This window comes from Bowmanella denitrificans (assembly GCF_039522935.1).
Taxonomy (GTDB): domain Bacteria; phylum Pseudomonadota; class Gammaproteobacteria; order Enterobacterales; family Alteromonadaceae; genus Bowmanella; species Bowmanella denitrificans.
In genome coordinates, this window is sequence record NZ_BAAAEI010000014.1 from 9,883 (window position 1) to 23,965 (window position 14,083).

General features: G+C 51.8%; 11 protein-coding genes. 8 read left to right on the forward strand and 3 right to left on the reverse strand.

The genetic code is table 11. The features are described 5' to 3' along the window. Position 1: 1 nt before the first annotated feature. A complete protein-coding gene (locus tag ABD028_RS12590) occupies positions 2-2,242 on the reverse strand; it encodes a TonB-dependent receptor (RefSeq protein WP_343845280.1) in 2,241 nt (746 codons plus the stop codon). Between the two features lie 413 nt (positions 2,243-2,655). Between ABD028_RS12590 and ABD028_RS12595 the strand changes: the two genes are divergently transcribed. Beyond that, positions 2,656-2,880 (forward strand): DUF2061 domain-containing protein, encoded by a 225-nt coding sequence (locus tag ABD028_RS12595; protein WP_343845282.1) that lies wholly within the window; start codon positions 2,656-2,658, stop codon positions 2,878-2,880. Here the strand turns inward: ABD028_RS12595 and ABD028_RS12600 are convergent. Next, positions 2,849-6,244, reverse strand: coding sequence for a hybrid sensor histidine kinase/response regulator (locus ABD028_RS12600; RefSeq protein WP_343845284.1), 3,396 nt, complete (start codon positions 6,242-6,244; stop codon positions 2,849-2,851). The two genes, ABD028_RS12595 and ABD028_RS12600, sit on opposite strands and share 32 nt — an antisense overlap. 165 nt (positions 6,245-6,409) lie before the next feature. Between ABD028_RS12600 and ABD028_RS12605 the strand changes: the two genes are divergently transcribed. The 7 genes from ABD028_RS12605 (at position 6,410) to ABD028_RS12635 (ending at position 13,515) form a co-directional block, all read left to right on the forward strand. Then, entirely contained in the window at positions 6,410-6,673 is a 264-nt protein-coding gene (locus ABD028_RS12605) for a DUF4212 domain-containing protein (RefSeq protein WP_343845286.1), read from the forward strand. 5 nt (positions 6,674-6,678) lie between these two features. After that, on the forward strand, positions 6,679-8,445 hold the full coding sequence (locus tag ABD028_RS12610) for a sodium:solute symporter family protein (RefSeq protein ID WP_343845288.1): 1,767 nt from the start codon (positions 6,679-6,681) through the stop codon (positions 8,443-8,445). Positions 8,446-8,514: 69 nt separating this feature from the next. Further along, complete coding sequence (locus ABD028_RS12615; protein ID WP_343845290.1) at positions 8,515-9,033, forward strand: hypothetical protein; 519 nt, start codon at positions 8,515-8,517, stop codon at positions 9,031-9,033. Then, positions 9,030-10,853 carry a putative nucleotidyltransferase substrate binding domain-containing protein gene (locus ABD028_RS12620; RefSeq protein ID WP_343845291.1) on the forward strand — a complete coding sequence of 608 codons (1,824 nt, stop codon included), beginning with the start codon at positions 9,030-9,032 and terminating at the stop codon, positions 10,851-10,853. The genes ABD028_RS12615 and ABD028_RS12620 overlap by 4 nt, the downstream gene beginning before the upstream one ends. Before the next feature lie 5 nt (positions 10,854-10,858). Then, complete coding sequence (locus ABD028_RS12625; protein WP_343845585.1) at positions 10,859-11,491, forward strand: 3'-5' exonuclease; 633 nt, start codon at positions 10,859-10,861, stop codon at positions 11,489-11,491. 56 nt (positions 11,492-11,547) lie between these two features. Beyond that, on the forward strand, positions 11,548-12,591 hold the full coding sequence (locus ABD028_RS12630; protein ID WP_343845292.1) for a cysteine synthase A: 1,044 nt from the start codon (positions 11,548-11,550) through the stop codon (positions 12,589-12,591). A gap of 66 nt (positions 12,592-12,657) precedes the next feature. Next, positions 12,658-13,515 (forward strand): aminotransferase class IV, encoded by an 858-nt coding sequence (locus tag ABD028_RS12635; RefSeq protein WP_343845293.1) that lies wholly within the window; start codon positions 12,658-12,660, stop codon positions 13,513-13,515. A gap of 99 nt (positions 13,516-13,614) precedes the next feature. Here the strand turns inward: ABD028_RS12635 and fur are convergent, their stop codons facing one another. After that, positions 13,615-14,040, reverse strand: coding sequence for a ferric iron uptake transcriptional regulator (gene fur / locus ABD028_RS12640; RefSeq protein WP_102795485.1), 426 nt, complete (start codon positions 14,038-14,040; stop codon positions 13,615-13,617). Between the last annotated feature and the right edge of the window lie 43 nt (positions 14,041-14,083).

The window sequence follows — 14,083 nt, forward strand, 5'->3', positions numbered from 1 at the left end:
ATTAATAGAAGTTCATTTTAAACTCTACACCAACAATCCGCGGTTCATTCACAAACACTGTGTTGTTGTTAAAGTCGACTGCCCCTTTGATATTGTCCTCATCGGTAATATTGCGACCAAACAGGGCAACACTGTAATCGTGGCTGAAGTTTTCATAACCTATGCGCAGGCCGCCTTCAAAGTTATCTTTAGTGCGAAATTCAACGGCGTCATACAGAAACAGATTGGTTTCGCCCTGGAAGGCCCAGTCGGTGAAGACAAAGAATTCCCCGTCATCGCCCATAGGCACTGCGTAACGGGCGGTGAAGTTAAAAATCTGCTTGGGGGATTGCGGGAAAGGGTTGCCGTCAATCAGTGCTTCACCATTGACCATCCTGTCCACCACAGTACATTGGCCCGAACCGCAAGGGGCGACGGTTTGGTCAGCGTCCTGTAATTCGGTATCGCTCAAACCATAACCCGCGGTCAGGGTCAGGTTGTCGGTGGCCAGAAATTCCAAGTCCACCTCAAAGCCTTTACCTACGCCTTTATCGGCATTAAGCAAGCTGTTGCCCTGTGCTTCGCCACCGATGGCAGATATTTGAATATCATCAATTTCATAGTAGAACACCGCCACATTCAGGCGCAGTGTATCGTCAAGAAGATCAGATTTCATACCCACTTCAAACGAGGTGATGGTTTCCGCATCTGCGGTGGTGGGGGCGCCTTCAAATGCCACGTTACGGCCCTGAATGGTCTGCGCCCTGAAGCCACTGGCAACCCGGCTGAATAGGCTTGTGTCATCGGTCAGATTGTAGTTCAGGGCCAGCTCCCAGCTTACCTGCCCATCATCCACATTTATGTCCTGATAATCCTGAATCTGACATTCCATAATGCCGTCACCATTAAAGTCGGCAATCAGGCAAAAACCGTCAACGTTTTGGGCGCCAACCCTGAAATCTTTTTCGTCATAGGTGTAACGTAAGCCACCGGTCAGGCTGAGCTTGTCAGATAAATCATATGAGCCCTGGCCAAATATTGCCCAGGTGTAGTTGTCATGATAAACGGTGCTGGCACCATACAGGCCATCGATGCTGGTTACGCCAAAAGAAGAGTCAAAGTAAAAAGCACCAAACTGCCAGTCGTAACCGTGGGTGCCTTCACTGGCGATACGCAGTTCCTGGGTAAATTGCTTTAGATCTTCCAGTCTGTCTTCGGTGACTGCATCAAAGGGGATAAAACCAGGGCCAGTTCCCGCAACGCCACCGTCAATATCGCCTTTGCCACGGCCATCCGCTGTATCGTAGGCGGTAATCGAGGTCAGGCTAAAGCCGTCAAAGCCTTTTTCCAGTTTCAGTGAGGCACCATGGCTGCGATATTTCTGGAAATTATTATCGCCTTTGTCATAACTCACCGTATCTCTGTCATAGTTGGCATTCAGCTTATTGCTGCCTTTGCTGACGGCGTTGGCGCGAAAGATAGAGGCAGTACCGTCCAGATCCCGGGTATGCAGATTAAACAGGGCGCTAAAATCGTTGTTTTCGTACATTAATTGCAGACGCGCGGCATTTTCATGAAAGCCACCCATAACGTCTTTTTCACCGGTATGGGCGTTGGAAATCCAGTCATCGCGGTTTTGCGATAAACCCGACAGACGGAATGACCATTCATCGTTAATGGCGTTACCTACCGCACCTTCCAGATTCAGGGTGCCATAGCTGCCACCGGCGCCTTTCACATAGGCATCAAAACTCTGGCCCGGCTTGGCGGTATCGAACTTAACAATACCTGCCGTGGTGTTGCGACCAAACAGACTGCCCTGCGGGCCACGGATCACTTCGACCCGTTGCACATCAAACAATGGGAAGCTTTTCAGGATCACGTTTTCCATAACCACATCGTCCATAATAATGGACACGGGTTGCGATGCGGCTAAATCGAAGTCGGAGTTGCCTAAACCACGAATGTAAAAGCGCGGAGCCACCCGGCCATTTGACGACTCGGCATAAAGACCTGGAATACGATTGGCCAGAGCCTGTACATCGTCGCCGGCGGAAAAAATGGCGTCAAAACGTTCGCCACTTAGCGCGGCAATAGAGATAGGCACTTCCTGAATACTCTGTGTGCGCTTTTGTGCCGTGACCTGGATTTTTTCCAGTGCCTGCGCCTCTTTTTGGGCTTGTTGTTCCTGAGCCAGAAGTGGTGATGATATCAATGCGGCCTGTACGGCCATAGCCACAAGGGCTTTGTTCAGTGTGTTCATTGTGGTTACCGGTTAGTGTGCGTGTTTTTTGGGCTTTTATTGCTAGCTTATTATTTCTTAGACGAAATACCACGTAGCGCAATGAAATCTCGCCTGGTTGGCTAATTTTATCACCCATAGGCCAAGTTGTTTGTTTTGTATCGCAAAAAACGCCTTGATTGAGAATTTCCGGATGATTGGATGATCAAACTTTCATAAGCGCGTCTTTTCTGAAATATTTTTGCCATATTGCCCCAATTCAGGGCAAATCAACGCAGTTAAAATCGCCCTTGTTCAGCATGAAACGCTTGAGTAGAACATGCCAGTGGTCTTTTAATCACATTAATAGATTGAATCGTTCTTTTTTAATTGTTTTATTGTGGGGCCATGGCTGGCTTACCCTTCGCTCAGATACAGATTCTGAGGCTAATACCATGAGCAAAACCATCAGCTTCGCCATACTGCACTTTAGCGTGGCTTTTACTATTACTTATCTACTAACCGGCGATGTGTTAGTGGGTGGACTGGTGGCGCTAGTTGAGCCCACCGTTAACACGCTGGTATTTTACTGCCACGAGAAGGTCTGGAAACGCATAGAGTTGCGCGCCAGTTCAAAGGGATTTTCATCTAGTGCTTATGATGCTCCAGCCAGGCTTTAAGGGCCGCCGGTTTAATGGGCTTGGCCAGAAAACTCACGCCCATGTTTTGCGCCCGGATCTTCAGGCTTTCATCTTTGGCGGCTGTGACCAATAAGGCCGGTAAGGGCGATTGCCACTGATGGCGCAGCTTCTCAATCAGGACCAGACCGTCGGTGTGCTCCTGATCCAACTGATAATCAATAATCAGCACATCCGGGGCCGGGTGGCTTTGGGCATAGGCCAGGGCGTCGTCCACAGACTGTAAATATTCGCCCTGACAGCCCCATTTACCCAGCAGTGTTTGCAGTGCATCCAGGTTGGTAGGGTTATCGTCCACACACAGGGCCATCGTGCCGTTGAATTGCTGTTGGGTATTGTCTGTCTGACTCTGGCTTTTTAGCATCATGCTATTGCCCAAAGGCACCATTACACTGAAACAGCTGCCTTTGCCTGGTTCGGATTGCAGTTGAATAGGGTGGTGAAGCTGTTCGCTCATTTTCTTCACCACACTCAGGCCCAATCCCACGCCTTTAATCTCACCACGATGGGCGCGGTAAAAATCGCTGAACACATCAGCCTGTTCGGCCTCGCTGATGCCAAAGCCGTTATCCCAGACCTGCACCAGCAAATGCATGCCACGCTTACGACAGCCCACCAGCACCCGGCCTTTAGGGCTGTATTTAATGGCATTGGAAATCAGGTTCTGCAAAATACGGCGTAAATAGGTGGGGTCGCTGTACACCACCGCTGCACAAGGGCGAATCCGCAGACTAACCTGATTAAGCTCGGCCTGCATACGAAACTCCTGTTCCAGCGGCCGGATTAATTCCATCAGGCTGATATGTGACAGGGTGGGGGTTAATGCACCTTGCTCGAGCTTGGCAATTTCCAGCAAGGTGGAAATCAACTGCTCGCTGGAGGTTAGCGAAGAACTGAGTTTGTGCACTATCTGTTGATTGTGCTCAGACAGTTGCTCCTCATCCAGCGACGACAGATATAAGCGGGCTGCGTTTAGCGGCTGCAGAATATCGTGACTGGCCAGCGCCAGAAAACGGGTTTTTGACTGATTGGCCTGTTCGGCGGTTTGCTTGGCGCGTTTTAGCTCGTCATTAATTTCCCGGATCTGCCGGGTACGATGATCAATGCGTTTTTCCAGATCAATATTGGCATCTTCCAGGGCTTTCTGAATTTCTACGTGCTCGGTAATGTCATTAAAGCTGGTGACGAAGCCGCCCCCCGGTAAGGGGTTACCATTCATTTCAATCACCCGACCATCAGAGCGCCGACGGATAAAGCGGTGAGGTGAGCCCTGCTGCATATGGTCAATACGCTTTGCCACCAACTCGTCGATATCACCGGGACCACATTCGCCATTGACGGCATTAAAACGCACCAGATTCTCGATGGGCTGACCAATTTCCACCATGCCCGGCGGATAGTTAAACAAGTCCAGATAGGCTTTATTCCAGGCCACCAGTTTCAGATCTTTATCCACCACACTGATGCCCTGGCTGATATTTTCGATACTGGAAAACAAGATAGCCTGATTGGTCTTCAGGGCTTCGGTGGTGTCTTCAAAAAAGGTGAAGACTTCTTCCACATCCATTTGCTGACCAGATACCAGCACTTTAATCAGGGTGCGGGACGAACTGCCCCCCAGCACACCGGCTAAGGAGCGTTCACAAAACTGAATAAAATCGTCACTGGGCAGGCTGCCGCCATCCAGTGGTTCCTGATGCTCCCTGGCATAACGTTCCATCAGTTGCGCCGTTCGGCTTTGGCCGATAAAGGTATTCAGCAGCTCCTGCAAATCTGCTACCCGGATTTTACTTTGTGCTGTCACGCGCCGGGTTGCTGGCGGCAGTGCGTTTGGGGTAACAAAGGCACTGGCCTGCATACGTTCTAACAAACTGTGACCCGCGCTTAAGGAAAACAGCAGGTAACCGGCCAGATTAGCCAGCCAGCTGATGACCACTCCCTGGGTGATAATACTGATACTGCTGTCGCCGCTGTGCTGCTCCGCCAGCGGGAACATCACAAACAGCACCCAGCAGCCGATCCCCAGCGCCAATCCAGCCAGAACCCCACTGGCATGGCCCTGACGCCAGTACAGCCCGCCGAGAATCGCTGGCATAAGCTGCACGACCAGCGAAAATGCCAGCAACCCCATGCTGGACAAGGCGCTTTGATCGGCCCAGTTGCCAAAATAGGCATAGGCTAGCAGCAGGATCAAAAAGATCACCAGACGGCGAATATTCAGCAGTTTCTGCTTGTAGGTTTTATCTTTCAGCCAACGCTGCGGCTGTTTGCGCAGTAGCAGCGGCACAATCACATCATTAGTGAGCATGGTGGACAGGGCCAGACTGGAAACCACGATCATGGCGGTGGCCGCAGAAATTCCACCCAGGAAAATCAATAAACTGAGTAAGTGTTGCCCCTGTGCCAGCGGCAATTGCATTAAAAAGGTGTCCTGATCCACGCCGCTGCCAGCAAACAATAAATTCCCAGCAATGGCCACCGGCACAATGGCCACGGCCGTTAACAGCAAATACAGCGGGAACAGCCAGCGCGCCATGGCCAGATGTGACATCTTATGGTTGTCGACCACCATCACATGGAACTGCCTGGGCAGACAGAATATGGCCGCCGCCGCCATCAGGGCCTGAACCACAAAATCAAAGACTGAGCCCTGCCAATCGTGCCACTGGGCCATTTGTGCCGACACGCCCTGGGTCGATACGTCCGGGCCGGTCAGTAAGGCAAAAGCAAAAAGGGCGGCGCAGCAAAGGCCGAATAATTTAACTAATGATTCCGCGCCTATCGCCAGCATCAGCCCCGAGCGGTACTGGGTAATGTCTGAATGGCGGGTACCAAAAATGACCGCAAAAACCGCCATAATCAAGGTGGCTGCCAGGGCTTTGTAGTTGCCTTCACCATCGGCACTGAGGCTGGCAAACACACTAAAACTGGCATCCACCGCTTTAAGCTGCAAGGCGATATAGGGAATGGTGGCCAGGGTCATCAATAGGGTAACCACCACCGCTATACTGCGTTTTTTGCCATATCTGGAAGAAATAAAGTCGGAAACCGAGGTGATATTCTGCTTTTTACTGACCAGCAGCATTTTTTGCAGCATGGGGTAACCAAACAGAAACAGCAAAATGGGGCCAAGCAGAATCGGCAGATACTGCCACTGGGATTTAGCCGCCTGGCCGACCGCGCCGTAGTAGGTCCATGACGTGCAATAAATACCCAGTGCCAGACTGTAGATCACCGGCTGGCGCGCTAGGCTGTTTGCCTTTGAGCCGGATTTGTCTCCTTTTTGCGCCAGCCAGAACAACAGTCCTACATAGGCAAGGGCGGCCAGGATCCAAAATATTGTCATGAGTCACTACGGTCTTGATTGTTTTTTTGCAACTCTAGCATGGTCAGCAGGGTTGGTCCCTGTTATTCGACCAAGGTCGGTGTTCGACTAAAGTCGGGCTAACAAGCCGTATTGTCGCTGCTAAATTAACAACTGTTTTACAACAAGAACGATAGGAGTAAACAAATGGCGGACGACAAGAATATGGCCCAAGCCTACTGGCAGGCCAATTTACGTTTGATCGCCGGCTGCCTGGTTGTATGGGCACTGGCGTCCTATGGATTCGGTATCTTGCTACGCCCCATATTAGCGGGGATCAGCGTAGGCGGAACAGATCTGGGGTTTTGGTTTGCCCAGCAGGGCTCAATTCTGACCTTTATTGCATTGATCTTCTTCTATGCCTGGAAGATGAATCAGTTAGACAACAAATTCGGCGTGCATGAGGAGTAAGGCAAATGAGTCAATTTGCAATTAACCTGATCTTCGTCGGCGCGTCGTTTGCTCTGTATATTGGCATCGCCATATGGGCAAGGGCTGGCTCGACCAAAGATTTCTATGTGGCGGGGGGCGGTGTGCACCCTGTGATGAACGGAATGGCTACTGCCGCTGACTGGATGTCGGCGGCGTCTTTTATTTCCATGGCGGGTTTGATTGCCGCCGGTGGTTACGCCAACTCAACCTTTTTGATGGGGTGGACCGGCGGCTACGTGCTGTTAGCCATGTTACTGGCACCTTACCTGCGTAAATTCGGTAAATTTACCGTGCCGGATTTTATAGGCGATCGTTTTTACAGCTCCGGTGCCCGCTTAGTGGCCGTGGCCTGCCTGATTATTGCTTCTGTGACCTATGTTATCGGCCAGATGACCGGCGCCGGTGTGGCGTTCAGCCGCTTTTTGGAAGTCGACAGTAATACCGGTCTGATGATAGCCGCGGTGGTGGTGTTCTTATATGCCGTATTGGGCGGCATGAAGGGGATTACTTATACACAGGTGGCACAGTATGTGGTGCTGATCATTGCCTACACTATCCCGGCCGTGTTTATCTCCTTGCAATTAACCGGTAACCCGATTCCGGCACTGGGACTGTTCTCTACCCATACTGAATCTGGACTGCCGCTGTTAGCCAAACTGGATATGGTGGTCAGAGAGCTGGGCTTTACCGACTATACCGCCGATGTGTCCAACAAGCTGAATATGGTGCTGTTTACCCTGTCACTGATGATTGGTACTGCTGGTTTGCCCCATGTCATCATCCGCTTTTTCACCGTGCCTAAAGTGGCGGATGCGCGCTGGTCCGCAGGTTGGGCGTTAGTGTTTATTGCACTGTTGTATCTGACGGCGCCTGCCGTGGCATCCATGGCACGCCTGAATCTGCTCAACACTATTTATCCTGCCGGTCCTACTGTTGATGCAATCAAATATGAAGAGCGGCCTAACTGGGTACAAACCTGGGAGCAGACCGGCCTGATTAAGTTTGAGGACAAAAATGGGGATGGCCGTATTCAGCTTTACAAAGAATCGCCAAGCTTTGCCGCGACCGCCGAAGCGCGGGGTTGGAAAGGTAACGAGCTAACCGTAAACAACGACATTCTGGTGCTGGCTAACCCTGAAATCGCTAATTTACCCGGCTGGGTGGTTGGCCTGATTGCGGCTGGTGGTCTGGCGGCGGCGCTGTCCACGGCGGCTGGACTGTTACTGGCGATATCTTCGGCGGTGAGTCATGACCTGATTAAAGGCTCAATCAATCCGCAAATCAGCGAGAAGAAGGAACTGTTGGCGGCACGGATATCCATGGCCGTTGCCATTGTCGTAGCGACCTATCTGGGCATGAACCCGCCCGGCTTTGCCGCGCAGGTGGTGGCGCTGGCCTTTGGTATTGCCGCCGCATCTATCTTCCCGGCACTGATGATGGGGATATTCTCCAAACGTATCAACAATAAAGGGGTGATTGCCGGTATGTTGTCCGGACTGGGATCAACGCTGGTATATATCTTTATGTATCTGGGCTGGTTCTTTATCCCTGGCACCAACTCTTTGCCGAATACACCTGACAATTGGCTGCTGGGTATATCGCCCCTGTCGTTTGGTGCAATCGGTGCGTTGATCAACTTTGCAGTGGCCTTTGCGGTATCTGCTGTGACCGAAGAGCCGCCAGAAGGTATTCAGGACCTGGTGGAAAGCGTTCGCTATCCACGCGGTGCAGGTACGGCGGTAGATCACTAAGCGGGCTTGATAAAACCCAGGTGGCGGGTCTGGTGACCCGCCTTTTCGATGAAGTAGAAGGAATAGCCTATGATGTGGGAATTGGTGGCAACGCTGGTGGCCGGTGTAGGTGCGGCAGGTATCGCGCTGATGATCCGAAAACTCAGCAGAAACAAATCACCCAAGTGGCTGATACCGGTATTTGCAGCGCTGGGCATGCTGGGCTTTCAGGTGCAGGCTGAGTACAACTGGTATAGTCATCAGAAGGGCTTGCTACCTGATGGCGTGCAGGTGGTGCGTAAAGTGGATGAACAGGCCTGGTACCGTCCCTGGAGCTTTATCTGGCCACAAACCGTGCGTTTTATGGCAGTGGATACCAATAACGCGGCGGTGAATGAGCTGGACCAGACCTTATTGTTAGTTGACCTTTACCTGTTTGAACGGCGGATGGCGGCAAAACGGGTTTCGCAGGTGGTAAGCTGTGAACGTCGGGCCATGGCCAGTTTTACCGACACCTTACCCGGCGAGAGTGCCGAAATTGAGCCAAACTGGATACCGTTGCCAACTGACGACGCATTACTGAGGATCCTCTGCACGGAATCACTATGACCGATTCAACTCTGGGATTTTTGCGCCGCTGTGCGCCATTTGACCAACTCCCTGAAGCGCTGCTGCAGTATTGTCAGCGTCACCTTAGCTTGCACTATTTATGTCAGGACAATGTGCTGGATGTGGTGCCCCGTGATACACCCCAGTTGTACATTATTAAGCAGGGCGTATTTGATTTAACTGGCAGCAATGGCCAACTGATAGAACGTCTGGAGCCAGGGGACTTGTTTGGCTACCCGTCGTTAATGACCAAACGCGCCATAACCAATAGCCTTAAAGTGCTGCAGGACGGTTTTCTGTTTGCCTTAGGTCAGGCTGAGTTCGACTATCTTTGCCAGCAGGACCGTCAGTTTGCGGATTACTTTGCCAGGGCGCTGGGCGACAGATTACTGACAGAAACCCGCCGGGACATCAGCACGGACTGGACCCAGCTTGCCATTGCCGACATTATCGAAAGGCCGCTGATCAGCCTCGATGGTCAGCAAAGCATGGCCGATGCGGCATTACTGATGACAGAGCAAAAAGTGTCCTGCCTGCTGATTTGTGAGCAGGAAGATCTGGTGGGGATTGTCACCGACCGCGATATTCGCAGCCGGGTGGTGGCGGCTCGCCAATCATTCGACTTACCTGTGCGCCAGTTTATGACCTCGCCGGTTATCAATATTGATAGCCAGGCACCGTTGTTTGACGCGATGCAGCTCATGACCAGCCATAATGTGCATCATGTGGCTGTGGTGAGCGGTAATCGCCCTTTAGGTGTGATCACCGCCACTGACTTAATGCGCCAGCAGCGCAGTGAACCGCTGTTTTTGATTAACCTTATCCGCAAAGCCGAGAGTGCAGAGCAACTGGCTGCCATTGCCAAGCAGGTACCTGAACATCTGAATCAGTTTGCCAACCGGGTGGTGGATGTGCGTCTGGTGGGGGACATGCTGGCCACCTTTACGGATGCGTTTAATATCCAGCTAATCCGCTTGTATTTACGTGAACAGGGCCCGGCGCCATGTGCATTTGTATGGCTGACCTTTGGCTCGCAGGCCCGGCGTGACCAGTCCCTAAGCTCAGATCAGGACAATGGCCTGCTGGTGGATGACAGCGCTGATGATTCAGCGATGCAGTGGTTTGCCGATATGGCAGACTTTGTCTGTCAGGGGCTGGCCGCTTGTGGCCTGAGTCTGTGCAAAGGCAATATTATGGCCAGCAATCCCGAACTGCGCCTGCCTTTGGGTGCCTGGTTGAAGAAGTTTCAGCATTGGACTTTAGAGCCAGAGCCGCAGGCACTGCTGCGCAGCAATATCTTTTTTGACCGGCGTATGCTGTATGGGGACAAGCGGCTATTTGAACAATTCGACAAGCAGATTGCGCACCTGGCCACTAATCAGATTTTCCTCGCCAATCTGGCCGCCAATGCCGCCGATTTGGCCGTGCCTATCGGTTTATTTAACCGCTTTCGCACCCATCGCATCGGTGAGCATCGGGAGGTGCTGGATATTAAAAAAAGTGCCATTGCCATTATCAACGACATTGTACGTATTCATGCCCTGCACAATGAAATCAGGCCCTGCAGTACGCCGCAGCGATTGCAAGTTCTGGCTGACAATCCGGCTATGAATAACAAGGATTGCCTGGATTTATTGGCGGCCTGGCGCTTTTTAGTGCAGTTAAGGTTGCAGCATCAGTTGGGACAAGCCGAGCCGGATAACCTGATTGCTCCTGATGCCCTGGACTCATTGGCCAGGCGCCAGCTTAAAACGGCATTCAGGTTAATTAAGGATGCGCAGGAAGGCCTGGCGCTTAAATTCTCCAGGGGCGCATTTTGAGAGCCGTGGCCAGACGCCTGCAAGATTGGCTGAAACCCAAGCCGAGACTGGCGGATTGGCGTGAATATCGTTATCTGGCGGTGGATCTGGAATTATCCAGTCTGGACCCTAATCGGGGGCAAATCCTGTCCATTGGCTGGCTACCGGTTAAACCACCGCAGATTTGCCAGGGGCAGGGGACGGAACTGCTTATCAAAGACCCCGGTGACCTCGGCCAGAGCCCGGTTATTCATGGCCTGACCCAACAGCAGCTGGCCAAAGGTATAGGTTTAAAACAGGCGTTGTTACAGTTGCTGGAGGCGTCCCGCCAGCACAGTGACAATATCTGGATACTGCATCACAGCGCCCTGGACATGGCCTTTATTCAAAAAGCTTGTGCGGCCTGTGATATAGAATTTTGCGTCCCGCGCATTGTTGACACACTGCGGCTGGAAAAACGTCTGCTGACGCGCCAGGGTAAACACCCGCAGTTCGAAGGTTTAACCCTGGATAAATGCCGGTCACGTTATGGCCAGGACTCTCATCCGGCCCATGCGGCGCTGGAGGATGCGCTGGCCACCGCAGAGCTGTTTTTATGTCATGCCTACCGCCATTTCGGTGGGCGGGACAGTTCCTTATCTTATTTGCTGTCACCTTGAATTTTTGCTGTGGTGGCGGACAATTAGGCAACGACTCATCTACCCTGGAGCTGATTATGACTGTTGCTGCCCATCAGGCTGACCTGATTGGAAATACGGATTTGCTGCGCATCGATTCATTGTCACAGCTGACCGGCTGTGAGATTTTTATTAAGTGCGAATATCAGAATCCCGGTGGTTCCATAAAAGACCGGGCCGCGCTGCAGATGGTGCAGGACGCTATGCAAAGCGGTCAGTTAAAGCGTGGCATGACCATAGTGGAGGGCACGGCTGGCAATACCGGGATAGGATTGGCGTTGGTGGCAAAGTCATTTGGTTTGCAAATGCTGGCGGTGATGCCCAATGACCAGGCCAAGGAAAAAGAACGGGTACTGGAACTGTATGGTGCCAAGCTGATGACGGTGGACCCTTGCCCCTTCAGTAACCCCAATCATTTTTATCACAAAGCCTGCAAGCTGGCCGCACAGCACAAAGACCACTGGTGGGCCAACCAGTTTGAAAATACCAGCAATATGCGCGCCCATTATCTGCATACCGGGCCGGAAATATGGCAACAGATGCAGCACAAGGTGGACATTCTGGTGGCATCTGCCGGTACCGGCGGCACTATTGCGGGTACCTCAGTTTACCTTAAAGAGCAACATGCTGGTCTGCAGGTCTGGCTGGTGGACCCGGATGGTTCAGGCTTGTATCAGTATCTGAAAAGCGGTGAGTTTGCTAATCAGGGCAGTTCAATGACCGAAGGCATTGGGATTATGCGTTTGGTGGAAAACTTTCGTCAGGCCAAAGTCGACAGAGCGATAAATCTGCCGGATCGGGACCTGCTGACGTTGTCCCGTTTTGTGCGCAATAAAGACGGTATAGTGCTGGGCAGCAGCAGTGCCCTAAATGTAGCCGGTGCGCTGGCTGCGGCGGTAATATCGGGGCCGGGTAAGCGTATCGTCACTTTTGCCTGTGATTTGGGGGAGCGCTCTGCATCCAAGCTTTACAACCCCCAATATCTGCAACAACGCGGCTTGCTGGACTATGACAAAGACATTCAGCATCTGTTGGCTCGTTACCGCAGCGATGCATTCGCTGCGTCTATTGTTGGCAAATGAATGTGATTAGGCGTCATCGCGGATTTTCGCTATTATCCCCAGCCTTGATGCAGTGACGGAGCCATAATGAGCATTGTGTACTTGAACGGGCAACTGATGCCGATGCAAGACGCCCGTATTTCGCCTATGGATCGCGGATTTTTATTCGGCGATGGTATTTATGAGGTGGTACCCTGTTTCGCCGGTAAGCCTGTAGGGTTTAAGCTGCATATGCAGCGCATGCAGCAGGGGCTGACCGAGCTGGGCATTGCACAGCATTTTTCAGACGCCCAATGGCAGGACATTGTTGCGCAACTCTTGTCGGCCAATGGCGGCGGCAATCTGGGGGTGTACCTGCATGTCAGCCGCGGTACACAGATGCGACGTGCCCATGCTTATCCGTCGGATGTGACGCCGACCGTATTTGCTTTTACCTTTGAGATTGGTCATGCACCAAGCGCCGACCCTACACAAGCCCGCACCTTCAAAGCCGTGACCGAGCAGGACCGACGTTGGCGTCGCTGCCATATTAAGTCCACCGCATTGCTGGGTAATATTATGCATTATCATCAGGGCCAGCAGCAGGGCGCCGATGAGGTACTGCTGTTCAATGAACAGCAGCAATTAACCGAAGCCGCATCCTGTAATGTGTTTGTGGTAAAAGACGGGGTGATAGCCACGCCACTGCTGGACCATCAGATTTTGCCTGGCATTACCCGCTATATTCTGCTTGAGGTGCTGCGCAGGCATAGCCGCTTTGATGTGCAGGAACGTAGCATTAGCCGGGCCGAAGTGCTGTGCGCCGATGAGATATGGCTGACCAGTTCCAGTAAAGAAGTGGCGCCGGTTATTGAATTGGATGGCAAGCCAGTCGGACAGGGTGGGATTGGCCCTTTATGGTCTGAAGTACAGGCATTATTCAGTGCACATAAATACGATTTTTAATGGCTATCAGACTGCTTAAATAAAAAAAGCTGCCACGGCAGCTTTTTTTATTGAGATGCGGCTGTTTTACAACATACCAACCATCGCAAAATCTAATGGTTACATGTCGTCAGGATTGCACTGTGGCTCGCAATAGCCATATAAGTACAAACTGTGATGCGTCAGCTTGATGTTGTTCTTCTTGGCCACCTCGGCCTGACGCTGCTCGATGATCTCGTCTTCAAATTCAACCACTTTGCCACATTTCAGGCATACCAGGTGGTCGTGGTGTTTTTTATGGCCAATTTCGAATACCGACTTGCCACCTTCAAAGTGGTGACGATCCAATAACCCGGCGTCATCAAACTGGTTCAGCACCCGGTATACGGTAGCCAGGCCAATTTCCTCGCCCTGGTCCAGTAGGATCTTATACACGTCTTCGGCACTAATGTGCTGGTTCCGGGGATCCTGCAGTATCTCCAGGATTTTGATACGGGGCAAAGTGACCTTCAGGCCAGCTTTTTTCAATTCTTGGTTTTGATCCATGCAACATGTGCCAACATTATTCTCGGTGGTCTCATTATAGGGA

Coding starts and splice junctions, on each gene's coding strand:
- ABD028_RS12590 (WP_343845280.1), bottom strand. CDS start 2,242: ATGAACACACTGAACAAAGCCCTTGTGGCTATGGCCGTACAGGCCGCA.
- ABD028_RS12595 (WP_343845282.1), top strand. CDS start 2,656: ATGAGCAAAACCATCAGCTTCGCCATACTGCACTTTAGCGTGGCTTTT.
- ABD028_RS12600 (WP_343845284.1), bottom strand. CDS start 6,244: ATGACAATATTTTGGATCCTGGCCGCCCTTGCCTATGTAGGACTGTTG.
- ABD028_RS12605 (WP_343845286.1), top strand. CDS start 6,410: ATGGCGGACGACAAGAATATGGCCCAAGCCTACTGGCAGGCCAATTTA.
- ABD028_RS12610 (WP_343845288.1), top strand. CDS start 6,679: ATGAGTCAATTTGCAATTAACCTGATCTTCGTCGGCGCGTCGTTTGCT.
- ABD028_RS12615 (WP_343845290.1), top strand. CDS start 8,515: ATGATGTGGGAATTGGTGGCAACGCTGGTGGCCGGTGTAGGTGCGGCA.
- ABD028_RS12620 (WP_343845291.1), top strand. CDS start 9,030: ATGACCGATTCAACTCTGGGATTTTTGCGCCGCTGTGCGCCATTTGAC.
- ABD028_RS12630 (WP_343845292.1), top strand. CDS start 11,548: ATGACTGTTGCTGCCCATCAGGCTGACCTGATTGGAAATACGGATTTG.
- ABD028_RS12635 (WP_343845293.1), top strand. CDS start 12,658: ATGAGCATTGTGTACTTGAACGGGCAACTGATGCCGATGCAAGACGCC.
- fur (WP_102795485.1), bottom strand. CDS start 14,040: ATGGATCAAAACCAAGAATTGAAAAAAGCTGGCCTGAAGGTCACTTTG.